Consider the following 26,026-nt stretch of genomic DNA (forward strand, 5'->3'; position numbering starts at 1 on the left):
CTCAGGCTGGCCCCCGGCGGGGCCAGCTGGGGTCGAGTCAGCTGCCGAGCTCTGCTTCGATCAGCTTTTTGAAATCCGCGTAGGACTGATTGTCGACTTTCTTGCCGTTCACGATGAAGGACGGGGTTGCCTGAATTCCATCGCGTTCAGCGTTTTCCTGATACCACGCGGCCAATGTCCGCGCCTTGGTGCCATCCTGCAAACAGGCCTCAAGCTGGTCGCCATCGATACCTGCCAGACGACCGATCTTGCGCAGTTCATCGACGATCTCGGCCGGACCTCCTGCGCGCGTCCATTCTGACTGACCTTCATAGATCAGATCGGTGATGCCAAAGAATTTCTCGGGACCGGCGCAGCGGGCCACCATTGACGCCCACAGACCATAGCGATCAAAATAGACCTCACGATAGGTGAACTTGACCTTACCAGTATCAATGAAATCCTTCTTGAGCTGTTTATACGCGCTCTTGTGGAAATTCGCGCAATGCGGGCAGGTGTAGGATGCGTATTCGATGATTTCGACAGGCGCGCCCTCGGCGCCCTGAACCATGTCAATGATGGTGGATGTATCCAGGTCCGCCTCTTGCGCCTCGGCGGCGCTGACCAGCGGAAAACTTGTGTTGGAATTTGACAGCGACACCCAATAGCCGCCTGCGGCCACGGCGACGGCCGCACAGATTACGGTTGCAATACGGCTCATTCTCAGCCCTTTCTCAGCGTTTCTGTTTGGATAAAACGTTGCGCCCAAGACGTTCAAGGGCCGCGCGCAATTCTTCATCATTTACACTGCGTGACACTTTGTCTGCCTCGGCAGCAATTTCAGGTGCAATCTCGGGTTTTGCTTGCTTCGGTTTATGGTCGAAACTGGCCTGCCCCTCGGCAAATCCGGTCGGAGCGGTCTGAGTAATGCGGACACGGCTAATGGCATTGTAACCGTAAACCGCGTTCACTTTACCACGCAGCTGTTCCTTCTGCATTTCCAGCATCGGGGCCTGCGGACCTGTGGTCAGAACGGTCAGGGTCGCGCCGAAACCACCTTTGCCATAGCCGACACTGACTGGGCGCGCGATAGCGGCGGTATCCTGACCCACGATCTCGGCCCAATGGGTCAACAGACGTGACACAGCAAAGCCCCGGCTTTCCCCGGCGCGCCTGATCTGGTCATTCAGCAAAGACGCGGTGCGCTTGAACCCGCGGGTTGACGAACGTCTGCGTTGCATCTGGTTTCCAACTCCTGCACCGCTATTGTAATAGGCAGAACACCGGGTGCCAGCGAAACCTGACAGGGAGACGAATAAAACTTGCGTGATTCCTTTGAATTCACCGTCAGCGCTGCGCTTCTGGAGTGGTATGACCACAACGCTCGCGCCATGCCATGGCGCACAGGACCGGCAGAGCGCGCCGCCGGGGTGCGCCCTGACCCTTATCGGATCTGGTTATCCGAAGTGATGTTGCAACAGACGACTGTAGCAGCGGTGCGGGATTACTTTCTGCGCTTCGTGACACGTTGGCCTACGGTTCAGGCGTTGGCCGCCGCGCCGGATGAGCAGGTCATGGGGGAATGGGCCGGCCTTGGGTATTACGCACGTGCGCGAAACCTTTTGAAGTGCGCCCGCGTTGTGACGCGGGATCACAATGGTCAGTTCCCCGAAACTTATGATGCGCTGCTGAAGTTACCCGGAATCGGCCCTTATACAGCTGCGGCAATCTCGGCCATTGCCTTTGATCAGCCTGAAACAGTTCTGGATGGCAATGTCGAACGCGTCATGGCCCGATTTTACGACATTGATGCGCCGCTGCCCGGCTCGAAACCCCTGCTGAAGGAAAAAGCTTCAGCGCTGACACCCTCTTCTCGGCCCGGTGACTACGCACAGGCAGTCATGGATCTGGGGGCCACGATCTGCACGCCGAAATCCCCGGCATGTGGCATCTGCCCGCTGCGCGATCCATGCCAAGCGCAGCTTGCGGGAACACAGGCTGATCTTCCCCGAAAAAGACCGAAAAAGCCCAAACCCACCCGTCACGGTCACGTTTACATCGCGCGCATGCCAGATGGGGCCTTGCTGCTGGAGCGCCGACCGGACAAAGGTTTGCTGGGCGGAATGCTGGGCTGGCCCGGATCGGAATGGGCTGACGATCCGGTCGAGCACCCCCCGCTTGCGGCAGATTGGAAGATGGTGCCGGGCGAGGTGCGCCACACTTTTACGCATTTTCATCTGATTTTAAGAATCTGGACCGCAGAAACCACCGGTCAAGATGTTCCCGATCATCTGATCGCAGTGGGAAAGCACAGCTTCAAACCCAGCGACCTGCCCACGGTGATGCGCAAAGCCTATGATCTGTGGAAAGGGCAATAACACCGCTGTGCATTCCCTGGCCTCGCGGCTAGGCTGTCCCCATCTAGTAGGAGCACCAGAGATGAGCGCAACAGTCTCGTTGGCACGCTGGCAACCGGCATCACCCTTCTGGGTGTCCCTTCTGTTGATCCCACTGATCTGGTTCACTGCTTTCGCGGGCGGATGGTGGGTTCTGCTGATCCCGATCTCGACCTGGTGGGTCTTTGCCGTGCTGGACCGGATCACCGGGCTCAACGTGGGAAATGCGGACCCTGAGACGCCAGACGATGCTCTGCAACGGTATATCCTGCTGACCAAGCTTTGGGCACCCCTTCAGTTCCTTACCCTGTTTGGCCTGATCTGGTACGCGAGCCACGGCAGTCAGCTTTCGACGCCTGAGAAAATCGGCCTGTTCTTTGGCATGGGTGTTATCACGGGTACGGTCGGTATCAATTACAGCCACGAGCTGATGCATCAGAAAAGCCGTTGGGAACGCTGGCTGGGCGATATCCTTCTTGCCATGGTGCTCTATTCTCATTTCCGGTCCGAGCATCTGCTGGTCCATCACCGTCATGTGGGAACGCCACGCGATCCGGTGACGGCGCGATACAACGAAGGGTTTCACCGCTTTTACCCTAGGGTGTTGCGGCAAAGTCTGATCTCGGCCTTCAACGCCGAGCGCGGAAAACTGGCCCGCAAGGACCGCCCCTGGACCGACCGCTCCAACCCGTTCTGGCGGTATTGGGCGTTGCAAGGGGGGATGCTGGCACTGGCGGCCCTGATCGGAGGATGGTCCGGTCTGGCCCTTTTTCTCTTGCAGGCCGGGGTCGCGATCTGGCAGCTGGAACTGGTCAACTACGTTGAACATTACGGGTTGACCCGGAAATATCTGGGCGACGGGCGGTATGAGCACGTCCTGCCCCGGCATTCCTGGAACGCCTCGCAAAAGGCTTCAAACTGGTTGCTGATCAATCTTCAGCGCCATTCGGATCACCACTACAAGCCAAACCGCCGGTTCCCGCTGCTTCAACACCACACGCCCGAAACGGCACCGCAACTGCCCTATGGCTATCCCGTCATGACTGTGGCTGCGATGATCCCACCGCTGTGGCGACGGGTTATGAACCCGCGGGTCAGGGAATGGCGGCGCCAGTACTACCCCGAGATCACCGATTGGCACGCCTATAACAAGGCCCTGAACCCGGTACCTGATGCGTAAACGATGCGCGCCGGGCGGGCGCATCAGGCCCGGCGCTTTGGGTACTGTTCTGGCGAGGTGTAAGGTCTTCAGCCTTTCATCACCCAGATATCCATCGGTGTTTCCACGCCGCGCACAGATTGATCGGTAAGCTCTGTAAAGCCAGTCATGGCGACAGACGCAGACTGGTTTTCCTCTGCGATCCGCGCGCGCACGGCATCGCTGACCACGATACGCGCCTGCAAATCACGCGTCAGCGCCTCGAACTTGGCCGCGACATTGACGGCATTCCCGATGACAGCAAATTCAAGCCGGTTCGCGCCAATGTCTCCCAGCACGACCGAGCCATAGTGCACCCCGATCCCGACATGGATTTCAGGCTCTCCCACCCGGCGGCGGTCCAGATTCCATCGATCAATCACGCTGACCATCGCGCGTGCGCATCCCAGCGCATTGCTTGCGTCCAGCGGTGTGGGCACCGGGGTGCCAAAGGTCGCCATCAGGCCATCCCCCAAATACTTGTCCAGGGTTCCGTGGTGGCGAAAAACTTCGGTTTCCATGCGGGCGTGAAAGCCCCGCAGCACTTCGATTACGTCATAGGGGTCGCGCCCGGCGGCGTATTTTGTAAACCCGACGATGTCGATGAACAGAACGGCCACATTCTCTTTTCGGACCTGTTTCAGCGGCTCGTCATTCTGGCTCAGCTCCTCCACCACGTTGGGCGAGAAATAGCGTGACAGGTTGGCCCGTTCCCGTTCCAGCCCTGCATTGCTCATCAATAGCCGGTTCAGCCGCTGCATCGAAAGGCCCAAAGTCACGGCCACCATCATGAAAACGATCACCTGCTGGATGCGCTGAGGCGCCATGAAACTGTTCGGATCCAGAAGCTCGGCAACATCCGGGTAGCCTTGCAAAGCAGTCGCAACTTTTTCGCTGATCCCGGGAATGGGCGTTGCGACCCACCAGGCAACGATCCACCCGATCGTCCACATCATCGCCGTCCAGGTCCCGATGGCGATCACGGTCCGCCAAGAATAGGCCAATGTGCCTGCCGCCAGAATGATGAAGAAGTACTGAAAGTTGTCGAACCGGTATTGCATGGCCAATGGCCTGACATCATCGCTGAAGGGATTTGGTACGATCATCCCAAGCGTCATGATCAGCAGGTCGACGAAAATCAAAAACAACTCGCCCCGCGATTGCCCGACACGACCTGCACGGCGGATCAACCACCCGTTGCCGCAGATCAGCAGCAGAATGAAGTGATACCAAAGCACCTCCCATTGCGGGTTCAGGAAAACCAGCAGCACCGCAGTCAGCGCCATCGCTACCCATCGCGCACGCACAGCCAGTTCCAGACCCTCGCGCTTGTGCCGTTCCAACGCGGCCTCGGTATATTTGTTGTCCAGATCAAACGCATCGGGCTGGGTGAAAAACAGGCTTCGGCGGGGCTGTGCGGTCGTTTCGGTCATGGCCGTGGTCTTTCTTGCGGAGGCTAGGCAGCCTTATGCAATCACTGTTGAAGGCAAAACAAAAGACCCCGCCGGTTGATCGGCGGGGCAAGGCATAGTGCCATGTGTCAGGCCACAGGCACCGGCGGTGTTCGTGAATTCAGTTGTGCATCTCTGCGCGGATCTGTTGCCGCAAGATGTCAATCGGTACGGTCTTGCCGTCCCGCTTGAAGCACCAGTATGTCCAGCCGTTGCAGGACGGGGCGTTTTCCAGATGCGCGCCGACCTGATGGATTGACCCTTTGACATTGTCACCCACCAGCGTTCCATCCGCACGCACCTTTGCCTTGTGGCGCTGGTTCATGGAATAAAGCTCTTCACCCGGGCGCAACATCCCGCGTTCGACCAGCTGGCCGAATGGCACGCGTGGCTCGGCACGTTTGCTTGCGCTGACCTCCAGCGCCTCGCGGTCGAATTTGCGGACCTTGGCGATGCGTTTCTCAGCCACCTTGCGATAGCTTTCCTCTCGCTCGATACCAATGAATTCGCGCCCCAACATCTTGGCGACGGCCCCGGTGGTGCCGGTGCCAAAGAACGGGTCCAGCACCACATCGCCGGGGTTGGTCGAGCCGACCAGCACGCGGTGCAAAAGCGATTCCGGTTTTTGCGTCGGATGCGCCTTGTCACCATTTTCATCCTTGAGCCGCTCATGCCCGGTGCAGATCGGCAGCACCCAGTCGCTGCGCATCTGCACACCTTCGTTCAGAGCTTTCAGCGCCTCATAGTTGAAGGTGTATTTCGCGCCTTCGCGCTTGGACGCCCATATCATCGTTTCATGCGCATTGGTGAACCGCTTGCCGCGGAAATTCGGCATCGGGTTCGACTTACGCCACACGACGTCGTTCAGTATCCAGTATCCGGCGTCCTGCAGCGCTGACCCCACGCGGAAAATGTTGTGATAAGACCCGATCACCCAGATCGCACCATTGGGTTTCAGCAGACGATGCGCCGCCTTCAGCCATTCGCGCGTAAACTGGTCATACGCCCCGAAGCTTGCGAACTGATCCCAGTGATCATCCACCGCATCGACCTGCGAATTATCCGGACGATGCAACTGACCTTTCAATTGCAGGTTATACGGCGGGTCCGCAAAAATCAGATCCACTGACGCCTCGGGCAGACTGTTCATCACATCGATGCAGTCCCCGGATAGAATCGTGTTTAAAGGGAGCGCTCTTGCGCCCTTTTTGGTGGTTGTTGTCATATCACTGCCTCAAGTGTCCACGGCGCTTTTGCGCTCATTTGGTTGAGACAAGGATGAGTCAAAGTCGATTCGCCGTCAAATTCTTTTTTGAATCAGCAGCTTACGATTTACTCTTGATACAAGATGTTGTGCACCGGTTTGAATGAACGCCTATGGTGTGGGGTCACGCCAAGATTTCGCAGCGCTTCCTTGTGTTGTTTTGACGGATAGCCTGCGTTGGTTTCCCACCCATAACCCGGGTGCTGTTGCGCTAAATCCACCATCACCTGATCGCGCCAGTTTTTCGCCAAGATCGAAGCAGCCGCGATCGACACCGATCGTGCATCGCCCTTCACAACGGCCTGTGACGGAAATCTCAGACCCTGCGGAATCAGGTTGCCGTCGATCAACAGGAAATCAGGTGCCGGGGTCAACGCCTCCACCGCGCGCATCATCGCCAAGTGCGACGCCCTCAGGATATTGACCTCATCAATTTCGGCGACAGAGGCTTCGGCCACCGCGAACTCAGCAGTGTCCCGAATCTCGGCGTCCAGCACGGCCCGGCGTTTTGCGGTCAGCTTTTTTGAGTCATTCAACCCGTCAGGAAAGTGCTTCGGGTTCAGAATCACGGCGGCAGCCACAACCGGCCCGGCCAATGGGCCGCGCCCGACCTCATCCACACCGGCGATACGGATGTGGCCCATGTCCAGCAGCGCCTGCTCAAGTTCGAAGTTTGGCATTGTCATGCCCTTGGCAAACCGCGTTTCGCGTAGCACCGCAAGAAGAAAAGAGAGGGCGGCGCACACCACCCTCTCTCTCACGGCACTTCTTTGGCGCCGTTCCTGCTCAACCCGAACTACTGATAAACGACGCGGTATCCCTTCTGGCGCAGGCATGCAGGTTCATAGGCCCGCCTGACCTTTTTGCCATTCCAGAAACCGACCTTGCACTCTTGCGGCAGGCTATTGGCATGTTTGTAATGTTTCTCGAGGCATTTCGGCCCAAGCAGCGGATGGTCCTGCGAATACCCATCATAGGTGCGCAGGCAGCGCTGGGGCAGGTCGTAACGCGCCACATGCGGCGGCAACGGACGCACCGGCTGCGTCACATGTGGTGTATGGGTATAGGTCTGTTGACGCGTCGCCCGATCCTTTTTCTTTTCCTTGTTATAGTAATGAACGCCGGCACCGATAATAGCGATGGCCGCCAGCCCCCCAAGAATGTCCTTTGCGTCGGCCGCCTTCGCCTGAGAAGCCGACACACCGGTAATCGCAACCGCGGTCGCAATGATCAAAGCGATGAATTTCTTATGCATGATGCCTGTCCTTTCGGATGTTCGTGCGACCGTATGACGGACCGCGTGCTGATTGCCCTGAAAGTGGGGGCACCTGCCCAAGACAAGCAATAACGGCCCGGTGTTATCGGATATCAGGGGCAGCAAACCCCTTGGGTTATTGAATATCGCGGCAACTCATGCGCAGGATGCGGCCTATGAAACAGATCCTCTCTTCTCTGACCTTTGCGGCCCTGTTATCGCTTGGTTCTGCTGCGACAGCGGCAGATTGTTATGCGGACTACAAAGCCAAGAAGGACAACCCGCTGCGTTTGCATTACGGCGTCATGCAGGTCACAAGTTGCGACAAGGGGCAGGCCCGGGCAGATATCGCCCAGCGCCTGAACGCGTCAGGTTGGACCTTGCTTGAAGTGCAGTCCGTTTTCGGGCCGGAAGGGTTGGATCAGAGGAAAGGCAATGCCGGACAATTCTATCTCCGTTTCTGATGCACGCCGGTCGGGTGTCCGTCTGGTTGTGCTGGGCATCGCGGCCATTGTCGTCATTCTGATCACCGCTGCCGTTTTCCTGTTCTGGACCTTGCCGGACGCAAATGCGTTCAACGCACGTGTCGAGCGGCTGTTTGTCGAGGCCGATCTGACGTCACAGACCGAGATTCGCCTGCTTGAAATTCTGGCCCAGTCTGGCACCGCCTTTGCTGACACCCTGTCCAGTTACCGGATGGTAATCTATGTGCTGCTGGTTTTTGCCAGTGCGATGATGATCTCGGCACTGGTCTTTTTGGTGATGCTGGTCTTGTTGAACCGGCGCATGGCACAGATCGAACGTACCGGCATTCAGGTAACGTCGCTGCTGATCAGTCGCGAAGAAAACACTGTCTACCTTAACAACATGGATTTCAAACTGACGCCCGCCGCGATGGAAACCTTGTCGATTCTGGCGGAATCCCGGTTGGATGACGAGGTATTGTCCGGCGCCCAGATCGAGGCCATGATCTCCGGTCGCGATGCCGCCGATTGTGACGAAGCCGCGGGCGCAACACGGATCAAGCGGTTGCGCGACGCGCTTGGCAACCAGATGGTCAGCGAACTGCTGGTCAAGAATATTGCCAAGAAGGGGTATATGCTGTCGATCGAGAAGGACGTCATTCAAATGGTCTGACGTTTTGGCGCGTCGCTCGCGCCCGGTAAATTCCCGTTGCAGCCTCTTGGAATGTCAGGTGGAAAGCCCCATTCTAAACAAACCCCAGGCAGAGGAGGTCGCTTATGAACGTCCACGCCGCGCCACAGATGAATGGATATGGAATCTCAGTTGAGCCGCTGGAAGGCAGGATTGCCATTTACCGGAACGACATTCTTCTGGCTGAAAGCACAAACGCAAAGGTGATGTATGAAACGCGTTTGCCGCCAACGATTTACGTTCCCCGCGCAGATGTATGTGTGGATCTGAGCGAAGAAACAGACCTGCAAACATTCTGCCCGTTCAAAGGCACCGCCACTTACCACGACATCCAGCTGGCCTCGGGGCCTCTGACCAATTCCGTCTGGGCTTATGAACAAGCCCTGCCGGAAAGCGCTGACATCCGGGGCTGTATCGGGTTTGTGTCCGGCGCCTACACCCGGATTGACCTGGGCAACAATCGCCTGCGCGAGCCTGACGACGGCAATATCAGCGGACCACTGATCGACTGGCTGATGCGCGGTGCTTCCGCCGCGACCACGCCCGAAAGCTTTACCAAGGCATTGGCCGAGAAGATGCTGGAGCACGGCATCGCCATCCAGCGGCTGAGCATTCTGGCATGGTCCTTGCACCCCCTGATCGCGGGCAAACACTACATCTGGGAAAAGGATCAGGACGAGATTCTGACCCGCGCCCCGACCTACGAAATCTATGATCACCCGGCTTTCATCAACAGCCCGTTGCGCCATGTCTCGAACGGGTTGGGCGGCGTACGGCAAAGACTGAACGACGATAACCCGCATAACAGCTTCCCAATCATGGAGGAGTTGCGGGCAAAGGGTGCCACCGACTATGTCGCGATGCCGTTGCCCTTCTCTGACGGTCGGACCAACGTTCTGACCCTGACCTGTGACCATCCCAACGGGTTCACCACCGAGAATCTGGGTCTTGTATTCGAATGCTCTTCGGTAATCGCCCGCTTTTACGAAGTGTTCATGCAACGCGAGAATGCGCAGGTTTTGCTGGAAACATATGTTGGAAAACGCTCTGGCGCACGCGTTCTAGGGGGCGAGATCCGGCGCGGTGACGGGGATGAAATCGACGCTGCAATCATGTTCTGTGACCTCCGCAACTCGACAAGCCTCGAAGAGAAACTGGGGCGGGGCACATATATCAGTGTTTTGAACGAGTTCTTTGAAACCGTCTCGGGTATCGTTCACGAAAACGAAGGCGAAGTTCTGAAATTCATTGGTGACGCTGTTCTGGCGGTATTCCCGGCAGCCGATGAAAACGCAAGCGCGGCCCGTGCCAACGCCCAGCGCTCGGCAATCAAAATCGTCGAAACGTTGGGAGAGTTGCGCAAAGCAGGTACCGGCATACATTGCGACTGTTCTATTGGCGTGGCTTATGGGCGCGTCACCTATGGCAATGTGGGCTCTCGTGAACGACTTGATTTTACGGTTATTGGACAAGCGGCCAACATAGCAGCGCGGTTGGGCGAATATGGGAAAACCGAAGGCCATCGCATAGTCGTGTCCGAAGATATTGAGCCTGCTTGTTCCAACGCCTTACCATTGGGCGCGGTCAACCTGCACAACGTGACTCGACCCGTTATATGCTACGCATTGCAAACCACAGCCGACGAGATTTTGAACGGTTAACTTTTGGTTTGTGCAGGTCAAACGAGGGATGTCGGGTACTAGATTGCGACCCGGGCTTTTGCCCGCGTCTTCTGATTACACAGCCCCAAGCAAGATCAAAGCGGTCTGCGCTGGCGAAATCGTACTCTGAAGACCCGCGATTTGACTTCTGGCCAGATAGGTGTCGGTCAGTTTCTCAACCGCCTTCTGGTCGGAAAACTGTGCCAGATCATCCGATCCAGTCAGACGGAATAGCCGGCTTTTGAACTCGACCAATTGCTTGTCGATATCCAGTTGGGCGAATGATGGCGGTAGCCCAAGCGCCGTTTCCATCATTTTGCGCAACGGTGGCAATCCCATAAGATCGAACCATTTCGTATCTCTACTGCTTCCGCTTTTCGCCAGGTCAGACAGCTCGCGCTGGGCATAAAGCGAAATGCGCATCGTCTCATCCGACTGTCCGACCGCAACCTCAAACCGCGCAGACAGATTGGCCTGAGCTATCTTTTCCATATTGGTTACCAGCACCGTTTTTCGAACAGCCCCTGGCCCAAACCCGAAAGCATCTGAAAATTCCCGGTACCGTTTATCCGCCAAACGATTGGACAAAGCGTCATCCGCCCGTGTTCCATCCTCCAGGATTTTCCGGATAAAGAACCGGTTATCCACATCCCCTTCCAGCCCAAAGGCACCCAAAGCGACCTGCAACAATCTGCGGTCCGAAACCAACTGTTCGGCGGTCTTCACTTTCCCAATGTTGTCCAGGAAGTACCTTGTCTCCCTCTCATTCACTGCCGAAGACGAGAAGCTTTGAAACTGACCTTGATAAGTACGTTGCAGAAACCGCCAGCCGACGATTCCGCCAGTCGGAATGACAGGTTGAAAGCTCATTGCTGATAGGCCATCAACCGTTCTTCGCGCGGAAGAAGCGAGCGAAGTGATTTGAGGCATTTATAATATTGCTCGGCCACCAACGCATCTGTCACCTCGGACAATACACGGCGGCTGTCTGTATCTGTAAAAACCTGGCTCAGCTCTTCGACGCTGCGCAACAGATGTTGACGTGCCCGAGCCGGATCCATGTCTCCGGACAGAACAAGCTGTGCGGCATAGCAGACACGGCGCACCGGAGTATTTACTTCATCCGGGTGTATCGCATCGCGCAGCCGCAGGACATTGGCCTGCGGCGTCATGATCGAAAACCGGCCACGGCGGTCGCCGTTTTCGATCACAACACCATTGATCAGCACCCTTTCCTTCGGGGCGAGTTTCAAAACCAGCCCGCTCATCAGGTTGCCCTCATCTGGCGCAATCCGCGCAAAATCGCTGTGTTTATTTCAAGCAATGGTTCGATGGACGCGCCGTCCGCCAAAATGCGGCTGCTGTGCAGTTCCGTAAACTCGGCAAGGTAGAAAATCCTGGCGCGAATATCGTTCGGCAAAGCGTTTGCCGAATCCGCGACACCTGTCGCCAACACCCCCCATAACCGGCGGTTCTCGTGCACGGCCTGAACAAACGCCGAGAAATCCGTTGCCTTGCGCGCCGTGGCCGCCTTGAGACGCCGTGTAATTCTGGAAATTGCCTCATATTCAGTGTCACGGGGCGTTCGCGTCGGCGCGGCGGCTTGCGCATAGGTGTATTGAGCGAGGGTTTGCGGGGTCACTTGAAATCCTTCCAAAAAGCCGTCGTCAGATAGTCACGACCGGGGCGCGAAAACCGCGCCCCGGACCGCGTTGCGTATTAGCGGAACAGCGACAGGATCGACTGCGGCGCCTGGTTGGCGATCGAAAGCGACTGGGTTGCCAGCTGCTGCTGCACCTGAAGGGCCTGCAAACGCGCCGAGGTTTCTTCCATGTCAGCGTCGACCAGCGCACCGATACCGGATTTGAACGAGTCAGAGAGATTCGAAATGAACTCTTTCTGGGTCTCGATACGACCCTGCGCCGAGCCAAAGGCGGCCGAGGCATCAATCGACGTGTCGATAAGCGATTCGACAGCCGCCAACGCAGCGGTCGCCCCCGCACCTGTCGACACATCAATACCTGCCAGCGCGCCCAAACCACCGGCACCCGCATTCACGAACTGAGCCGAGAACGAGATGTCAGATCCTGTGCCGTTTGTAACCGACAACGTACCCGCAGTGCCGGAGTCGTAATCGACAGTCAGACCGGTAATTCCCAGCTCTTCGATCTTCGATTTCAATCCGACAGCAACAAGGTCACCGGTCGTCGTCGCGGCAGCGTCTTCCGCGGAAACGGTATAGGAAACAACCTGATCGTTAATGGCGACGACAACCTTATCTCCGGCCGCGAAAGCACCGCTGGATTCATCGGTCACCAACGCCGTCGCGGCCGTTGCACCATTGTCAATGGTTGCCCCCACGCGGTCATTGCCGGTCGATGCGCCGGTAGAGCCGTCGAAAACCTGTTTGGTGACATATCCACCGGTCGACAGGTTCTGCCCCGAGACTGAGATTGACGACGCAGTCACCGCCCCGGTGTTGTCCCGATCCAGCGATGCGAGGATCGATGCAGAGCCGGTCGAGCCGTCAACAAGGTTCAGACCGTTGAACTGGGCCGCGCTGACAACCGATGCGATCTGATCCTTCAGTGCGGTCACATCGTCATTGATCTTACCGCGATCAACGTTGTCTTCCTGCGCCGCGACGATCTTGCTTTTCATCTGAGTCAACAGGTCGGTGACAGTTTCAGACGCATTTCGCGCAACCGCAACAGTCGATTCGCCCAGCGCGAGGCTGTCTTTGATCGCGTTAAAGCCCTTAACGTCGGACTCCATCACTTTCGAGATCGCCCAAACCGCCGAGTTATCCTTGGCAGTCGCGACGTCCTTACCGGTCGAAATCGCGTTCTGGGTCATTGCCAAGTTCTTGTTGACCGACTTGAGAGTTTGCAGCGCCACCATCGCGCCATTGTTTGTCAGAATGCTGGACATAGCTTTTTCCTTTTGCCTTCGGGCCATTTTCGCCCATGTTCACCCCACAGTATCTGCGGGCATTTGTGTCTTTCTGACTTGTGCGACGCGCCGCGTGGCTGTTCGCGCCACCTGATGTTTCAGGTGCAGCATCACTTTTGAGCCCGATCCCCTAACGGAGTGCTAAAACGCCCGGACCAGAAGTTTCAGATTTGAATTAAACCCAGGCCTATGCGCGTTTTTCCAGCTTTGGCGTGTTACGAACGGGAAACTCACTTCGTTGCCCATCAGCGCCGTAAGTACTGAACTCCTGCCGAACCCGCCGCAGTTCAGCCATGCGGCTGGCGACGGCCCGAATCCCCTCGGCGGCACTGTTCAGCAATGCCTGGTTGCGTTCGACTTTCTGCTGCACTCGAACCAATGCATCACTGTCAAGCACCTGAAGGTCGTTGAGCGCGCCGATCAGTTTTTCTTTTTCGGGCACCATATGCGTCAGACGATCCAGATCACCCTGGACAAGCGCGGCACGCTCCAGATCCAAAACTTCTTCCAGAGATTTGATCAGTGCCATGTCGACCTCAGACGTCATCGGTTTTCTCCATCAGTGATTTCAGCAGAATTTCTGACAAACCCACCCCGCCAGCCCGGGCCAGTTCGCGTGCCTGATGCTGAACAAGAAACGAAGAAAACTGATCTTCACCGGCTCCTCCTCCAAAAGACTGGCGCGTTTTGCCCAATCCGGCCGACTTCATCATTTCGCTGAGGAATGCGGCCTCCAACTCGATGGCCGCGTCTTTCAGTCGTGTCTGGGCCAATGGCGTTTGAGCCACCTGGGGAATTGCTGAGACGTGCATGGTTTTCTCCGAAAATGCTTCGAACTTTCTCGATCAAAGGTGAAAGCGGTTAAAATAAACGTAACTTCCTGCGGGCAGAGTTCTGATCAATCACACGGAGCCAGAGCAAAATGCCCAACCCACTAACGCTGGCAGCCGCAGCGCCAACAGCAACTGCGAAACCCAGTTCGCCCGCCAAAGATCCGGGTCGTACTGCCGGGTCGGACAGTTTCGAGGACATCCTTGAACAGGGAAACCAAACACATCCTCTCCCCGGCACCACGGCTTTGGCCACTTCTATCGAAACCACCGACGAAACTGCCGAGATTGAGGTTGAGGCCGTTCTGTCAAACACGGCTGAGGCATCTGTCGAGGCGATTTCACCTCGGGCACCAGAGTTGGCAAACAACATTTCGTCGCAGACCGAGATGGCCGGGACATCCGAAACGCCTGGGGCAGATACAGTGCATCCCGCGCCGTTTGTTCCTGCCGCAGCGGATATCCCCGCAACGGGTACGACAGAACCGGAACAAACCGTTGCGTCAATGGGTTTGCCCCGTCAGACCGACATTCAACCCTTTGTGCCCGGGCAACCAATCGAAGAGCAGGTTCACACCGCTTCGACCCAGGTCACGCCAGCCCAAAAACCCTCAGAGGCTTTGCCTGTGCTGAGCCAGCCAACCCGATCAAAGGACCAGACAGCCGGGTTGAAAGCCGAACCCCTCCTTGAAAGCGCAAAGACGGCGCCCGAGACAGCGGAAGTCGCTGCCACGCCCAATCCGACAAGTCCAAACCGCGCGACACCCGTTGCGCAGCTTCAGCTGATCCTCAACTCAATCGAAGCGGAACAGGCGGCACCGGTTCATGAGGTTGACTCTGTGCCCATCGCCTTAGACGAACCCGTTCAGCAAGCCCCCCGCGAGGTGGCACAACACTCGGCGATGCCCTCTCCGTTCGCCCGTGCTGAAATTGCCCGTGCCATAGCCGGGCAATTGGCGGCAACGATTCAGACCCGACCGGGAACCGGCATCATGGAAATCTCGCTAAGCCCCGAAGAATTGGGGCGCGTATCCATTGTGCTGAACGGTCGGGATGACGGGCTCCAGATGACAATCGCCACCGAACGCCCGGACACGATGGAACTTTTGCGCCGCCACCTGTCCGTTCTTACGGAGGAGTTTCAGAAACTGGGCTATGGGAACCTGAACATCGATCTGGGGACTCCGTCGGATTCAGGTGCACGGGATCAGTGGACAGATGAATTCGACGCTCAGGCCGCACCGGAATCCGAACCGGTTCAGAACGTACACCTCGCGCAAGCCACGCCGCTTCCACAAACTCCTGCTCCGGTCAGGGGCATCGATATGAGATATTGAAAAATGATCACACCCGTCACCGCCACACAGGCTGCCACCTCTCAGCAAACTGCCGGTCCGTCCCGGAGTTCTGCGATCACCTCGGATTTCGAAACGTTTCTGCTGATGCTGACCGCGCAGGCCCAGAATCAGGACCCGCTGGAGCCGATGGATTCAACCGAATACGCATCGCAACTTGCGCAGTTTTCGATGGTTGAACAACAGGTTCAAACCAATGACCTGCTTTCCGCCCTGACCAGCACGCTTGGCAGTGTCAATCTGAACGACCTTGCAAGCTGGGTCGGAATGGACGTCCGATCTGCATCGGGGTTCCATTTCAACGGCCAGCCGGTGACCCTGTTCTCGAACGCGGATTCTGACGCGGACGCAACCAGACTGGTGATCCGTGATCATGAAGGCACAGTCGTCGACACGGTTTCTGTTCCCACAACAGCGACGGAGTTTGCTTGGGCAGGTGTGAATTCCTCAGGCGATCCGATGGCCGCTGGCAACTACACCGCGACGCTGGAAAGCTATAAGAATGACCGGCTGATTTCCGAGAAACCGGTTGCTGCCTATAACCGCGTCGTCGAAGCGCAGGTGGGAGAGGATGCTGTTCTGCTGACCCTGCAAGGTGGTCAAGTGATTTCCGCAGATCTGATCACTGCGGTCCGAACGGGCGCTTGATCTGTCAGGCAGTACGGGCCAAAGGTTGGCAACTCGACTCGCCAGAAGAAGTGAAAAGACCTCTGCCCGACCTGCCTGCCCCCCCTCATGATCTGGTTGAACACCTCAGCACTATGGGGTTGGTCAACATGTACGCGCAGTTCGAAATCCTGTATGGTGGTCGGACCAACAGGGTGTGGAAAGTGCTGGGGGACAACGGCGACAAAGTACTGAAGCTCTACAGCCCGACCTTACGCAACCCCTTGTTTCGAAATGATGCAAAGCTGGAAGCTCTCTGCCTCAAGGCGCTTGGACCGACCGGATTTGTACCAAGGCTGCGCGCCGCAGGACAGCACAGGAACGCGCATTGGGTGTTTTACGACCACGCACCCGGAACACCTTGGCGGAATGGGTCGGACAAGGTTGGTGAACTGCTGCGCAGGTTGCACTCGCTGCCCAACACCATTCCAGCGCCCGCCGGGTGTAACGGCAGCGCGGATCTGATGGCCCATGGGCACAGAATTCTGCAAGGGTGCAGGTCAGAAACCCGAAACGAACTGGCAAAACTGCAACCTTCGATATCTGTTCCTTCCACGACCAAGACTTGCCTGATCCATGGCGACCCGGTCGCTGGAAATATTCTGGTCGCGTCCCGCGGCCTGACCTTGATCGACTGGCAATGCCCGGCCTTTGGCGACCCGTGCGAAGACCTTGCGCTGTTTCTGTCCCCGGCAATGCAAAGGTTGTACCGGGGCTCACCATTGTCGGACGCGGAAGAAGTTCAGTTTCTGTCCGCCTATCGCAGACCCGAGATTGTCGCCCGTTATCAACGGCTCAAGCCATGGTATGCTTGGCGCATGGCCGCTTATTGCCTGTGGCGCGCAGAAAACGGTGCACCCGACTATTCCGAAGGGTTGAAACTGGAAATCGAAACCCTGAAACCGATTGAGTTTACCTGAGGTCGGAAAGCGCAAACAGGGCGTATGCCGGTGGCATCAATGCGCGACGCCAGCGGCCCATCGGAAACCGTTCAGGAGTTTGCCTCATCGGGGCTGGCAAGTGGGCCTCCTTGCCCAATGCCAGCCGCGCCAATGCGCGCCCGCTGTAAGTCCCCATAGCGACGCCGTTGCCATGATACGCAAATCCGGCAAACATGCCTGGCTGCTTGGGCACGGCACCGACATAAGGCATCAGGCTTCGCGAAAGGCACACCATCCCCGACCAGATATGAGTCGCCTCAACCGCTGCCCAGGCCGGGAACATGCGCTTGAAGTCCTGTTGAACCTTTGCCCGGATCGCGGCCTCGGACCGGGGCGACGACAACAAGCCGCCTCTCATTCCGAACAAAAAGCGCCCATCCGGCATCAGGCGAAAATAGTGCAGAAGATTGCGCGTGTCGTAACATATCTGGTCCGAGTTCCAGCCCTGCGCCAATAGTTCTGCCTGGCTAAGTGGGCGTGTTACCATAACCGTCGATTGCGCAGGCAAATAGCGTCCGGACATCCAATCGGGGATGTCTTCGCTGGAATACCCGTTGGTACAAATCAGCACGACCTGTGCGTTAACCTGCCCCGCGCTTGTTTGCAGCCTGAAGCCGGACGTCGTTTTTTCAATGTTCAGAACGGGGCTGTTCTGGAAGAAATTCGCTCCCGAAGCTGCCGCAGCGCTTGCCAGCCCGAACAGGTATTTCCGGGGATTGAGCCCGAAGCCAACCGGCAGAGTATACCCACCGAAAAATGCACCACCCATACCGAGCGCTGGTAATTCAGCGGCTTGGTGCAGAATGCCGGTCTCGTCCGCGTATCGGCGCAGGACATCCATCGCATGCCGCGAATGGGCCAGTTGAGTCTCACCGTTGGAATGCGTATCGGCGTCAATCCGATGCCGCGCCAGCAGATCGGCAACAAGCTGGACCGCATCCTGTTCAGCCGTCTCATAGGCTTGCGCCGCTTCGCGGCCATAGCGGCGCACCATAGACTTTTGCCCAAGCTTCGATCCGCCAAGACAGCAGAAACCGCCATTGCGACCTGATGCGCCCCACCCCGGCGGGCCTGCCTCGAACACAGCTACCGAGGTCGCGTTTTCGGCCAGATGCAAAGCCGCTGAGACCCCTGTAAAGCCGCCACCGACGATGGCAACATCAACGTTCAGATCGCCCTGAAGCTCTGGCCAGTTCGGGTTTGCAATGGTTTCGTCCCACCAGCAACCACCACGAGGACCTGCGCCATAGGTGTATTCGGGAAATATCCGTTTCATTCGGTGCGCGCAGCGGCCTGCTCGTCCTGCCGTTGGCGCATCATCGCGCGTTTGGTCACAAGTGAGGCCGTGATCACCCCAACCGTCACGACCGCGATCATAATCGTCGACAGCGCGTTTATCTCGGGGCTGACGCCCAGCCGCACGGCCGAAAAGATCTTGATCGGCAGGGTCGTCGCCGACGGGCCCGATGTGAACGACGCGATAACCAGATCATCCAGCGACAATGTGAAAGCCAGCAGCCAGCCCGAGATTACCGCAGGCGCGATGATCGGCAGGGTGACCAGACCAAAGGCCTGCGCGGGTGAACAACCCAGATCCAAAGCGGCTTCTTCCAGCGATTTGTCGAATGTCACAAGCCGTGACGAGACGACAACCGAGACAAAACACATCGAAAATGTTGTGTGAGCCAGAACGATTGTCAGGATACCCCGGTCCAGCCCGATCCCGATAAACAGCAACAACAGCGACAGGCCGGTGATCACCTCGGGCATCACAAGTGGCGCGTAGATCATGCCGGAAAACAGTGTCCGACCAAAGAACCGCTTGCCCCGAACCAGCACATAAGCGGCCGCAGTCCCCAGAATCGTTGCCAGTGTCGAAGAAAACACCGCAACCCGGACCGTGACCCACGCGGCATCCAGAAATGCCTCGTTCTGAACCAGTTCGCCATACCATTTGGTCGAAAACCCGGCCCAGACCGTGACCAGCTTGCTTTCGTTAAAGCTGAAGATGATCAGGATGATCATCGGAATATAGAGGAACGCAAAACCCAGCGTCAGCGAAACTGTATTGAACCAGCTTAATCTGTTCATCCGTCAGCCTCCGCCTGTTTCTGCTGGTTGCGCTGGAACAGCACAATGGGAACGACCAGAATAAGCAACAGCACGATCGCGACAGCACTTGCCACGGGCCAGTCTCGGTTCGAGAAAAACTCTTCCCACAGAACCTTGCCGATCATCAACGTGCCGGACCCACCCAGTAGTGACGGGATCACAAACTCACCGATCACGGGGATCATCACCAGAAAACAACCTGCGATGATGCCCGGTCTGGACAGTGGAATGGTGACCAGCCAGAAGGCTTGTGCCCTCGAGCAACCCAAATCCTCGGCCGCCTCGATCAGCGAACCATCCATGCGTTCCAATGACGAATAGATCGGCAGGATCATGAACGGAAGATAAGTGTAGACAATACCGATATAGACGGCAGTCGAGGTGTTCAGGATCGTCAAAGGCGTCGAAATGATGCCCGTCCACAGAAGCAGTTGGTTAAGGTACCCTTCATTCGACAGAATGCCCATCCACGCATAGACCCGGATCAGGAATGACGTCCAGAAAGGCAGGATCACCAGCATCATCAGTGTTGGCCGCCATTCCTCGGGCGCACGGGCCATGCCATAGGCGATGGGGTAGCCAACCAGCAAAGTCAGGAAGGTTGAGATCAAAGCGATCTTGACGCTGGACAGATACGCTTTCCAGTACAGGTCGTCCTCGGTCAGCCAGATGAAGTTTTCAAGATCAAGCTGGCTGAAGAACTCTTTGATCCCCGACCAACCAGCTGAAAAATCCAGTGTCGGTGTATAGGGCGGGATCGCAAGCGCGGTGTCCGACAGCGAAATCTTCAGAACGATGAAGAATGGCACCATGAACAGCGCCAACAGCCAGACATAAGGTATGGCGATCAGAACAGCGCGGCGCATCAGTCGGCCAGCAGAACCGCAGCCGTGGCCGTCCAGGACAGCCAGACCGGGTCTTCCCAGGTGAATGAACGGCGCGAGATGCGGCGGGTGTTGGCCGTCTGTGCCTTGATGATTGTGCCGTTTGCCAACTCAACGTGGTAAGTGGACAGATTGCCCAGATACGCGATGTCATGAACCTTGCCTTGCACCGCATTCACTGCATCTGCCGGACGCTCGGCCGAGATTGTCACTTTTTCCGGGCGGATCGCCAGATGGCAAAACTGACTTTTTTCAAAGTTCTTCGCTGATGCGGCGGTCAGCGGCGCTTGCCCTTCGGCCCAGTCTACCTGATAGGTATCCTCTCCGACAGATGTCGCGCGCCCTTCGATGATGTTCACGTCCCCGATGAAATCAGCGACATAGACCGAGGCGGGGTTCTCATAAATCCGGTCCGGAGTGGCAACCTGCATAAGCTGACCCTGATCCATCACCGCCACACGGCTGGCGACTGTCATGGCCTCTTCCTGATCGTGCGTAACGATCACGAATGTGGTGCCGGTTTTTTCCTGAATATCCATCAGTTCGAATTGGGTATCCTGGCGCAACTTCTTGTCCAGCGCGCCCAGCGGTTCATCCAGCAGCAAAAGCTTGGGCGCTTTGGCAAGTGAGCGCGCCAGCGCCACACGCTGCCTCTGCCCACCCGATATCTGATGCGGTTTGCGGCGGGCGAACTGTTCAAGCCGGGTCAGGCGCAGCATCTCTTCGACCCGGTCTTCCAGATCGTGTTTGGGCATTCTGTCCCGGCGCAAGCCAAAGGCGATGTTTTCCCAGACGCTAAGATGAGGAAAAAGGGCATAGGACTGGAACATCATGTTCACGGCCCGCTTGTTGGGCGGGATCGGGTCGATATCCTTCCCCCCAAGCAGGATTTGGCCTTCGGTCGGTGTTTCGAACCCGGCCAGCATCCGCATCATCGTCGTTTTGCCACATCCAGACGGACCAAGCAGGGCAAAGAACTCTCGCTCGAAGATATCCAGAGACAGGTTGTCGATGGCAGTAAATTCACCAAAACGCTTGGTCACGTTTCGGAACTGGATCAAGGGTTTCGCCTGCGGGTCATCCCATGGCGCAAAGACGTCAGAATTCACTACGGCCCTCGTTCGAATAGCTGGAAAGAGAGGCAAGGCGGCGGCGCCGCCCTGCCGGTGCAATTCGGATCAGGTACCCGATTTGACCTTGGTCCACAGACGCGTCACGACCCGCTGTGTTTTCGCCGGATAAGGTGTCGTGATGTACAGGTTCTGCATCGTGGCATCATCCGGATAGATGGCCGGATCGCCGATCACGTCCTCTTCCAGAAATTCCTGAGACGCTTTGTTGCCATTGGCGTAATACACATAGTTCGATGCCGCCGCCATGTTGTTGGCGTCCAGAATGAAGTTGAGGAACGTGTGTGCGCCTTCGGGATTTGGAGCATCGACAGGAATTGCCATCTGGTCGAACCACATCAGCGACCCTTCGGCGAAGGGGTGGTATTCAATCTCTACACCGTTATCTGCTTCTGCAGCACGGTCGCGTGCCTGAAGGATGTCACCCGACCAGCCCACAGCAACGCAGATATCGCCGTTTGCCAGTGCATTGATGTATTCCGAGCTGTGGAATTTCTGGATATGCGGGCGGACCGCCGTCAGAACCGCTTCGGTCTTGCCAATCACGTCCGCGTCGTGGCTGTCGGGGTTTTCACCAAGGTATTGCAGCACCATGGGAATGATCTCGGCCGGGGCATCCAGGAAATGCACGCCGCAAGTGGCCAGCTTTTCCATGTTCTCGGGCTTCAAGACCAGATCCATGCTGTTCAGAGCAACGTCGTCGCCCAGAACCTCTTTGACCTTACCGACATTCACGCCGATCCCGGTTGTTCCCCACATGTAGTTGATCGAATACGCGTTGTCCGGGTCATAACCGGCGGTTCGCTCTTCGATTACATCCCAAAGGTTTCCGGCGTTCGAAAGCTTGCTTTGGTCCAGCTGCTGAAACGCGCCGGCCTGGATCTGGCGCTGAAGGAATGTACCTGACGGCACCACCACATCATAGCCCGAACCACCAGCCAGCATCTTGGTTTCCAGAACCTCGTTGCTGTCAAACACGTCATAGATCAGGGTCAGACCTGTTTCTGCTTCGAATTTGCTCAGCAGTTCTTCGTCGATGTAGTCGGACCAGTTGTAAACACGCACCTCTTCAGCAAATGCCGCCGAAGTCCCCAATGCGATGACCGCCGTCATAGTCAGCGTTTTGATTGTCATATTCTTCTCCCTGCAAGTGTACGGGTATTTTCCCGTTTTTTTGGATTTGATCAAGTTTTGCGTTTTCCCTCGATCCAGCGTATGGTTTCACGTGGCCAGTCACCTGACAAGTCAGGCTTAGTCGAAATGGGAAGAACCAATTGGATTTGATCAAAAATAAGGCATATGCGCCGTCGACCGAAGGGGGCAAACAACCCGCGCATGAGCAGGTTTACCAAACACTCAGATCACAGATTCTGTTCGGTGAACTGGTCCCAGGTCAGCCCGTCACAATCCAGGGCCTGACTGATTCGCTGGGTGTTGGGATGACTCCGGTCCGCGAAGCGATTCGCCGGTTGATCTCGGATGGAGGGTTGGTTTTCCAGGGCAATCGGCGCGTCAGTGTACCGCTGCTGAACTCGAACGATATTGAAGAGATGATCTTCGCCAGAATTTCAATAGAATCAGAGCTTTCCAGACGTGCAACCGCCAACCTGAAAACGCAGGACATTGATCACCTGGAACGCCTGGACAGGCATTTGGATCGCATGATCGCCGATGGTGATGTCGGTGGCTATCTGCGTTTGAACCAAGCTTTTCACGAAACGCTGTATTCTTACGCAAACGCGCCGATCCTCAGTGATCTGGCTGAAAGACTTTGGTTGCGGTTTGGCCCCTCTTTGCGTGTTGTCTGCGGGCGCTTCGGCACACAGAGCCTTCCGGATCGGCACAAGGACATTATTGCCGCTTTGCGCGCCGGTGACGCAGAAATGACTGCAAAGGCAACCGCTCAGGACATCGAACAGGGTATGGACCTGATGGCGGAGGCATTGACGTCTGTCTGATCTAACTTGATTCGATTGACAGGAAAAAATTTGATCATATTGTGTTCGCCAACTGCGTTCTTGTAGGAGATTCTCCGATGTCTACCATCACCAACCACATGCCGACCGCCGAATTGCAGGCGCTGGATGCCGCGCATCACATTCACCCTTTCTCGGCCAATGGTGCGCTGGGGAAGGAAGGGGCGCGCGTGATCACACGTGCCAATGGCGTTTATCTGACCGACAGCGAAGGCGAGGAAATTCTGGATGCGATGGCGGGCCTGTGGTGCGTCAATATCGGATATGGGCGTGATGAGCTGGCCGATGTTGCCGCGCGCCAGATGCGCGAGCTGCCCTATTACAACACCTTCTTCAAAACGACCCACGTCCCCGCGATTGCTTTAGCCGCCAAGATTGCCGAACTGGCCCCGGGCGATCTGAACCATGTCTTTTTCGCAGCAGGCGGGTCCGAGGCAAACGATACCAATATCCGCCTCGTGCGCACCTACTGGGCCCAGAAGGGCCAGCCAGACAAGAACGTCATCATCAGCCGCAAAAACGCCTATCACGGCTCATCCGTGGGCTCGGCCTCGCTGGGTGGTATGGCCGGGATGCACGCGCAGGGCGGCATTCCGATCCCGAATATCCACCACATCAACCAACCCAACTGGTGGGCCGAAGGCGGTGACATGTCGCCCGAAGAATTCGGTCTGGCCCGCGCGCGCGAGCTGGAAGAGGCGATTGAAGAGTTGGGTGAAGACCGGGTCGCCGCCTTTATCGCCGAGCCGGTTCAGGGTGCAGGCGGCGTGATCGTCGCGCCCGATACATACTGGCCGGAAATTCAGCGTATCTGCGACAAGTACGATATCCTGCTGATAGCCGACGAGGTCATCTGCGGATTTGGCCGGACAGGCAGCTGGTTCGGATCGGAAACCGTTGGCATCAAACCGCATATCATGACCATCGCAAAGGGCCTTAGCTCGGGCTATGCACCCATCGGCGGGTCCATCGTGAACGACGAAATCGCCGAAGTGATCGGCGGTACCGAATTCAATCACGGCTATACCTATTCCGGCCACCCGGTCGCGGCTGCCGTGGCGTTGGAGAACCTGCGCATCCTCGAAGAAGAGAAGATCGTTGAGCACGTGCGCGACGTTGCCGCCCCCTATCTGAAAGAGAAATGGGAGGCACTGGCAGATCATCCGCTGGTGGGTGAGGCCAAGATCGTTGGCATGATGGCCTCCATCGCGCTGACCCCGAACAAAGCAAGCCGCGCCAAATTCGCATCCGAACCCGGCACGGTCGGCTATATCTGCCGTGATCGGTGCTTTGCCAATAACCTGATCATGCGCCACGTCGGCGACCGGATGATCATTTCACCCCCGCTGATCCTGACACCCGCGGATATCGACGAGATGTTCGTGCGGATCTACAAGTCGCTGGACGAAGCACAGGCCGAGATCATTGCGCAAGGGCTGATGAAAGCCGCATCTTGATTTAGCGATTTATGCGTCTTCAAAGGCGGCCCATTCGGGCCGCCTTTTCTTTACCGTAACCTCTCCAGCAGGTTTGGCGTGGGGTATCCGTCCGGGACCAGCCCCTGCGCCAGTTGATACGCCCGAACGGCGTTGATCGTATTTGGCCCGGTGCGCCCGTCGACACCCTTTGTGTCAAAGCCCGCATCCGTCAGACGGGTCTGAAGTTCCTTTTTCTCGGCAAAACTCAGCACCAAGTCGCCGCGCGGCCAGTCGGATTGAAACGGTGCGCCCCCTACAAGCCGGTCAGACAGATGCCCGATGCCGATCACATAGGCGTCGGCCCCGTTATACGCCTCGATCACGTTGAAATTGTCAAAAATCATCAGCGCGACGCCCTGACTTCCGGCCGGAAGCAGGATCGCGGCCTTCCCATGATCCGGCACGACGGTACCATCCCGCGCCACGACACCCTGAGCGGCCCATTCAGACGGCATCAGCATAAAATCGCGACGGGCTGAGGCGTAATCGAAATCGGTCGGCAGACGAACCTCCACGCCCCACGGCTGACCCCTGGTCCAACCATGCCGCGCCAGATAAGACGCCGCCGAAGCCAGCGCATCCGTCGGGTCATCCGACCAGATGTCCCGCCGGCCATCACCGTCAAAATCCACCGCGTGATCCAGATATGACGTGGGCATGAATTGTGTATGCCCCATTGCGCCCGCCCAACTGCCAAGCATGTTGCCGGCGCTGATATCGCCAGCCTGCACAATCCGCAGGGCAGCGACCAACTGCGTTTCAAAGAATTGTGCCCGCCGCGCATCAAAGGCTAGCGTTGCCAATGAACGAAGCGTTGGACTGCTGCCGCGATAAGACCCGAAAGAGGTTTCAAGCCCCCAGATGGCAGCGACCACCTCTTTTTCGACACCGTATTCAGCCTCGATCCGGTTCAACACCTGCCGATGCCGCTGCAGGGCGGCGCGCCCGTTCGACAGGCGCGTTTCCGACACTGCGGTTTCAAGATACTCCCAGATGGGTTTCGAAAACTCAGCCTGATTGCGATCCCGTTCCAGGACATCTTCGTCATAGCTCATCCCCGAAAACACCTGAGTCAGTGTTCCCTGCGAAATGCCCTGCCGCCGCGCGCGTCCCTGAAAGGCGCCAAGCCAGGACTGAAACCTTGCCGTTGTCGCAGAAGCCACGGGCAAGGCCTCAATCAACGGGCGCGGGACCGGACGGATCGAAACGGTCACATCCGCCGAAGCCAGTTGCAGCGCTGCGCGTGAAGTCCCGCTGTCTGCCCATCTGGTGTTTTCTGTTGTTTCCGCCTGCACTATGGATGCCCACAATGCGACGGTCATGACGCCGCCTACGCATTTTCG

The 26,026-nt window shown here is 57.2% G+C and carries 28 protein-coding genes; 10 read left to right on the forward strand and 18 right to left on the reverse strand.

Features of this window, described 5'->3' with window-relative positions:
- Nucleotides 1–37 precede the first annotated feature (37 nt).
- Both ACR0ES_RS14485 and ACR0ES_RS14490 read right to left on the reverse strand, forming a co-directional pair.
- On the reverse strand, nt 38–700 hold the full coding sequence (locus ACR0ES_RS14485; RefSeq protein ID WP_480506435.1) for a DsbA family protein: 663 nt from the start codon (nt 698–700) through the stop codon (nt 38–40).
- Nucleotides 701–713: 13 nt separating this feature from the next.
- Entirely contained in the window at nt 714–1,220 is a 507-nt protein-coding gene (locus ACR0ES_RS14490; protein ID WP_480539642.1) for a DUF721 domain-containing protein, read from the reverse strand.
- An 81-nt stretch (nt 1,221–1,301) separates the two neighbouring features.
- On the opposite strand from ACR0ES_RS14490, the gene mutY reads away from it, so the two are divergent.
- A complete protein-coding gene (gene mutY / locus ACR0ES_RS14495) occupies nt 1,302–2,357 on the forward strand; it encodes an A/G-specific adenine glycosylase (RefSeq protein ID WP_480871133.1) in 1,056 nt (351 codons plus the stop codon).
- Between the two features lie 61 nt (nt 2,358–2,418).
- Complete coding sequence (locus ACR0ES_RS14500; protein WP_480871135.1) at nt 2,419–3,555, forward strand: alkane 1-monooxygenase; 1,137 nt, start codon at nt 2,419–2,421, stop codon at nt 3,553–3,555.
- 68 nt (nt 3,556–3,623) lie between these two features.
- On the opposite strand, the gene ACR0ES_RS14505 is transcribed toward ACR0ES_RS14500, so the two are convergent.
- From ACR0ES_RS14505 to ACR0ES_RS14520, 4 genes are all read right to left on the reverse strand, one after another.
- Complete coding sequence (locus tag ACR0ES_RS14505; protein WP_480871137.1) at nt 3,624–5,006, reverse strand: adenylate/guanylate cyclase domain-containing protein; 1,383 nt, start codon at nt 5,004–5,006, stop codon at nt 3,624–3,626.
- 139 nt (nt 5,007–5,145) lie between these two features.
- Nucleotides 5,146–6,249: a DNA methyltransferase gene (locus ACR0ES_RS14510; RefSeq protein WP_480484129.1), complete on the reverse strand. Its 1,104-nt coding sequence runs from the start codon at nt 6,247–6,249 to the stop codon at nt 5,146–5,148.
- A 107-nt stretch (nt 6,250–6,356) separates the two neighbouring features.
- Nucleotides 6,357–6,974, reverse strand: a complete 618-nt coding sequence (locus tag ACR0ES_RS14515; protein WP_480506604.1) for a ribonuclease HII — start codon at nt 6,972–6,974, stop codon at nt 6,357–6,359.
- 110 nt (nt 6,975–7,084) lie between these two features.
- Nucleotides 7,085–7,543 (reverse strand): hypothetical protein, encoded by a 459-nt coding sequence (locus ACR0ES_RS14520; protein ID WP_480488575.1) that lies wholly within the window; start codon nt 7,541–7,543, stop codon nt 7,085–7,087.
- Nucleotides 7,544–7,719: 176 nt separating this feature from the next.
- Between ACR0ES_RS14520 and ACR0ES_RS14525 the strand changes: the two genes are divergently transcribed.
- The 3 genes from ACR0ES_RS14525 (at nt 7,720) to ACR0ES_RS14535 (ending at nt 10,359) form a co-directional block, all read left to right on the forward strand.
- Entirely contained in the window at nt 7,720–8,007 is a 288-nt protein-coding gene (locus ACR0ES_RS14525; protein WP_480774108.1) for a hypothetical protein, read from the forward strand.
- Nucleotides 7,979–8,680 (forward strand): winged helix-turn-helix domain-containing protein, encoded by a 702-nt coding sequence (locus ACR0ES_RS14530; protein ID WP_267365085.1) that lies wholly within the window; start codon nt 7,979–7,981, stop codon nt 8,678–8,680. Before ACR0ES_RS14525 ends, ACR0ES_RS14530 begins: the two co-directional genes overlap by 29 nt.
- 104 nt (nt 8,681–8,784) lie before the next feature.
- Nucleotides 8,785–10,359: a DUF427 domain-containing protein gene (locus ACR0ES_RS14535; protein WP_480774109.1), complete on the forward strand. Its 1,575-nt coding sequence runs from the start codon at nt 8,785–8,787 to the stop codon at nt 10,357–10,359.
- A gap of 75 nt (nt 10,360–10,434) precedes the next feature.
- On the opposite strand, the gene ACR0ES_RS14540 is transcribed toward ACR0ES_RS14535, so the two are convergent.
- The 6 genes from ACR0ES_RS14540 to ACR0ES_RS14565 all read right to left on the reverse strand — a co-directional run bounded on the left by ACR0ES_RS14540 (nt 10,435) and on the right by ACR0ES_RS14565 (nt 14,123).
- Nucleotides 10,435–11,229, reverse strand: coding sequence for a DUF1217 domain-containing protein (locus ACR0ES_RS14540; RefSeq protein ID WP_480871139.1), 795 nt, complete (start codon nt 11,227–11,229; stop codon nt 10,435–10,437).
- On the reverse strand, nt 11,226–11,627 hold the full coding sequence (gene flbT / locus ACR0ES_RS14545) for a flagellar biosynthesis repressor FlbT (RefSeq protein WP_480871141.1): 402 nt from the start codon (nt 11,625–11,627) through the stop codon (nt 11,226–11,228). Before flbT ends, ACR0ES_RS14540 begins: the two co-directional genes overlap by 4 nt.
- Nucleotides 11,627–12,001 carry a flagellar biosynthesis regulator FlaF gene (gene flaF / locus ACR0ES_RS14550; RefSeq protein WP_267366590.1) on the reverse strand — a complete coding sequence of 125 codons (375 nt, stop codon included), beginning with the start codon at nt 11,999–12,001 and terminating at the stop codon, nt 11,627–11,629. Before flaF ends, flbT begins: the two co-directional genes overlap by 1 nt.
- 77 nt (nt 12,002–12,078) lie before the next feature.
- Entirely contained in the window at nt 12,079–13,290 is a 1,212-nt protein-coding gene (locus tag ACR0ES_RS14555) for a flagellin N-terminal helical domain-containing protein (RefSeq protein ID WP_209505009.1), read from the reverse strand.
- A 208-nt stretch (nt 13,291–13,498) separates the two neighbouring features.
- Nucleotides 13,499–13,858: a flagellar biosynthesis protein FlgN gene (locus ACR0ES_RS14560; RefSeq protein ID WP_480871143.1), complete on the reverse strand. Its 360-nt coding sequence runs from the start codon at nt 13,856–13,858 to the stop codon at nt 13,499–13,501.
- On the reverse strand, nt 13,848–14,123 hold the full coding sequence (locus ACR0ES_RS14565) for a rod-binding protein (protein WP_480871145.1): 276 nt from the start codon (nt 14,121–14,123) through the stop codon (nt 13,848–13,850). The genes ACR0ES_RS14560 and ACR0ES_RS14565 overlap by 11 nt, the downstream gene beginning before the upstream one ends.
- A 110-nt stretch (nt 14,124–14,233) precedes the next feature.
- Here ACR0ES_RS14565 and ACR0ES_RS14570 point away from each other — a divergent pair, with 110 nt between their 5' ends.
- The 3 genes from ACR0ES_RS14570 to ACR0ES_RS14580 are packed head-to-tail and all read left to right on the forward strand — an operon-like array spanning nt 14,234 to nt 17,082.
- Complete coding sequence (locus ACR0ES_RS14570; RefSeq protein ID WP_480774112.1) at nt 14,234–15,478, forward strand: flagellar hook-length control protein FliK; 1,245 nt, start codon at nt 14,234–14,236, stop codon at nt 15,476–15,478.
- A gap of 3 nt (nt 15,479–15,481) precedes the next feature.
- Complete coding sequence (locus tag ACR0ES_RS14575) at nt 15,482–16,144, forward strand: flagellar hook capping FlgD N-terminal domain-containing protein (RefSeq protein WP_480506444.1); 663 nt, start codon at nt 15,482–15,484, stop codon at nt 16,142–16,144.
- Nucleotides 16,145–16,194: 50 nt separating this feature from the next.
- On the forward strand, nt 16,195–17,082 hold the full coding sequence (locus tag ACR0ES_RS14580; RefSeq protein WP_480871147.1) for a phosphotransferase: 888 nt from the start codon (nt 16,195–16,197) through the stop codon (nt 17,080–17,082).
- Here the strand turns inward: ACR0ES_RS14580 and ACR0ES_RS14585 are convergent.
- From ACR0ES_RS14585 to ACR0ES_RS14605, 5 genes are all read right to left on the reverse strand, one after another.
- Entirely contained in the window at nt 17,075–18,379 is a 1,305-nt protein-coding gene (locus tag ACR0ES_RS14585) for an NAD(P)/FAD-dependent oxidoreductase (protein WP_480484140.1), read from the reverse strand. The genes ACR0ES_RS14580 and ACR0ES_RS14585 overlap by 8 nt on opposite strands.
- Nucleotides 18,376–19,194: an ABC transporter permease gene (locus ACR0ES_RS14590; protein WP_480474178.1), complete on the reverse strand. Its 819-nt coding sequence runs from the start codon at nt 19,192–19,194 to the stop codon at nt 18,376–18,378. Before ACR0ES_RS14590 ends, ACR0ES_RS14585 begins: the two co-directional genes overlap by 4 nt.
- Complete coding sequence (locus tag ACR0ES_RS14595) at nt 19,191–20,081, reverse strand: ABC transporter permease subunit (protein WP_480484141.1); 891 nt, start codon at nt 20,079–20,081, stop codon at nt 19,191–19,193. The genes ACR0ES_RS14590 and ACR0ES_RS14595 overlap by 4 nt, the downstream gene beginning before the upstream one ends.
- On the reverse strand, nt 20,081–21,208 hold the full coding sequence (locus tag ACR0ES_RS14600; RefSeq protein ID WP_480484142.1) for an ABC transporter ATP-binding protein: 1,128 nt from the start codon (nt 21,206–21,208) through the stop codon (nt 20,081–20,083). The genes ACR0ES_RS14595 and ACR0ES_RS14600 overlap by 1 nt, the downstream gene beginning before the upstream one ends.
- 69 nt (nt 21,209–21,277) lie before the next feature.
- Complete coding sequence (locus tag ACR0ES_RS14605; protein ID WP_267363696.1) at nt 21,278–22,363, reverse strand: polyamine ABC transporter substrate-binding protein; 1,086 nt, start codon at nt 22,361–22,363, stop codon at nt 21,278–21,280.
- Between the two features lie 140 nt (nt 22,364–22,503).
- Between ACR0ES_RS14605 and ACR0ES_RS14610 the strand changes: the two genes are divergently transcribed.
- Together ACR0ES_RS14610 and ACR0ES_RS14615 are read left to right on the forward strand one after the other, a co-directional pair.
- Nucleotides 22,504–23,187: a GntR family transcriptional regulator gene (locus tag ACR0ES_RS14610; RefSeq protein ID WP_480484143.1), complete on the forward strand. Its 684-nt coding sequence runs from the start codon at nt 22,504–22,506 to the stop codon at nt 23,185–23,187.
- A gap of 77 nt (nt 23,188–23,264) precedes the next feature.
- Nucleotides 23,265–24,662, forward strand: coding sequence for an aspartate aminotransferase family protein (locus ACR0ES_RS14615; RefSeq protein WP_480871149.1), 1,398 nt, complete (start codon nt 23,265–23,267; stop codon nt 24,660–24,662).
- Nucleotides 24,663–24,712: 50 nt separating this feature from the next.
- Here the strand turns inward: ACR0ES_RS14615 and ACR0ES_RS14620 are convergent, their stop codons facing one another.
- Nucleotides 24,713–26,005 carry a lytic murein transglycosylase gene (locus ACR0ES_RS14620; RefSeq protein ID WP_480871151.1) on the reverse strand — a complete coding sequence of 431 codons (1,293 nt, stop codon included), beginning with the start codon at nt 26,003–26,005 and terminating at the stop codon, nt 24,713–24,715.
- Nucleotides 26,006–26,026: the final 21 nt, after the last annotated feature.

Source organism: Ruegeria sp. N7, from assembly GCF_056531345.1.

Excerpts from the sequence above, each read along its gene's own strand:
- ACR0ES_RS14485 (WP_480506435.1), bottom strand. The coding sequence starts at position 700 with ATGAGCCGTATTGCAACCGTAATCTGTGCGGCCGTCGCCGTGGCCGCA.
- ACR0ES_RS14490 (WP_480539642.1), bottom strand. The coding sequence starts at position 1,220 with ATGCAACGCAGACGTTCGTCAACCCGCGGGTTCAAGCGCACCGCGTCT.
- ACR0ES_RS14500 (WP_480871135.1), top strand. The coding sequence starts at position 2,419 with ATGAGCGCAACAGTCTCGTTGGCACGCTGGCAACCGGCATCACCCTTC.
- ACR0ES_RS14505 (WP_480871137.1), bottom strand. The coding sequence starts at position 5,006 with ATGACCGAAACGACCGCACAGCCCCGCCGAAGCCTGTTTTTCACCCAG.
- ACR0ES_RS14510 (WP_480484129.1), bottom strand. The coding sequence starts at position 6,249 with ATGACAACAACCACCAAAAAGGGCGCAAGAGCGCTCCCTTTAAACACG.
- ACR0ES_RS14515 (WP_480506604.1), bottom strand. The coding sequence starts at position 6,974 with ATGACAATGCCAAACTTCGAACTTGAGCAGGCGCTGCTGGACATGGGC.
- ACR0ES_RS14520 (WP_480488575.1), bottom strand. The coding sequence starts at position 7,543 with ATGCATAAGAAATTCATCGCTTTGATCATTGCGACCGCGGTTGCGATT.
- ACR0ES_RS14525 (WP_480774108.1), top strand. The coding sequence starts at position 7,720 with ATGAAACAGATCCTCTCTTCTCTGACCTTTGCGGCCCTGTTATCGCTT.
- ACR0ES_RS14530 (WP_267365085.1), top strand. The coding sequence starts at position 7,979 with ATGCCGGACAATTCTATCTCCGTTTCTGATGCACGCCGGTCGGGTGTC.
- ACR0ES_RS14535 (WP_480774109.1), top strand. The coding sequence starts at position 8,785 with ATGAACGTCCACGCCGCGCCACAGATGAATGGATATGGAATCTCAGTT.
- ACR0ES_RS14540 (WP_480871139.1), bottom strand. The coding sequence starts at position 11,229 with ATGAGCTTTCAACCTGTCATTCCGACTGGCGGAATCGTCGGCTGGCGG.
- flbT (WP_480871141.1), bottom strand. The coding sequence starts at position 11,627 with ATGAGCGGGCTGGTTTTGAAACTCGCCCCGAAGGAAAGGGTGCTGATC.
- ACR0ES_RS14555 (WP_209505009.1), bottom strand. The coding sequence starts at position 13,290 with ATGTCCAGCATTCTGACAAACAATGGCGCGATGGTGGCGCTGCAAACT.
- ACR0ES_RS14560 (WP_480871143.1), bottom strand. The coding sequence starts at position 13,858 with ATGACGTCTGAGGTCGACATGGCACTGATCAAATCTCTGGAAGAAGTT.
- ACR0ES_RS14565 (WP_480871145.1), bottom strand. The coding sequence starts at position 14,123 with ATGCACGTCTCAGCAATTCCCCAGGTGGCTCAAACGCCATTGGCCCAG.
- ACR0ES_RS14570 (WP_480774112.1), top strand. The coding sequence starts at position 14,234 with ATGCCCAACCCACTAACGCTGGCAGCCGCAGCGCCAACAGCAACTGCG.
- ACR0ES_RS14575 (WP_480506444.1), top strand. The coding sequence starts at position 15,482 with ATGATCACACCCGTCACCGCCACACAGGCTGCCACCTCTCAGCAAACT.
- ACR0ES_RS14585 (WP_480484140.1), bottom strand. The coding sequence starts at position 18,379 with ATGAAACGGATATTTCCCGAATACACCTATGGCGCAGGTCCTCGTGGT.
- ACR0ES_RS14590 (WP_480474178.1), bottom strand. The coding sequence starts at position 19,194 with ATGAACAGATTAAGCTGGTTCAATACAGTTTCGCTGACGCTGGGTTTT.
- ACR0ES_RS14595 (WP_480484141.1), bottom strand. The coding sequence starts at position 20,081 with ATGCGCCGCGCTGTTCTGATCGCCATACCTTATGTCTGGCTGTTGGCG.
- ACR0ES_RS14605 (WP_267363696.1), bottom strand. The coding sequence starts at position 22,363 with ATGACAATCAAAACGCTGACTATGACGGCGGTCATCGCATTGGGGACT.
- ACR0ES_RS14615 (WP_480871149.1), top strand. The coding sequence starts at position 23,265 with ATGTCTACCATCACCAACCACATGCCGACCGCCGAATTGCAGGCGCTG.
- ACR0ES_RS14620 (WP_480871151.1), bottom strand. The coding sequence starts at position 26,005 with ATGACCGTCGCATTGTGGGCATCCATAGTGCAGGCGGAAACAACAGAA.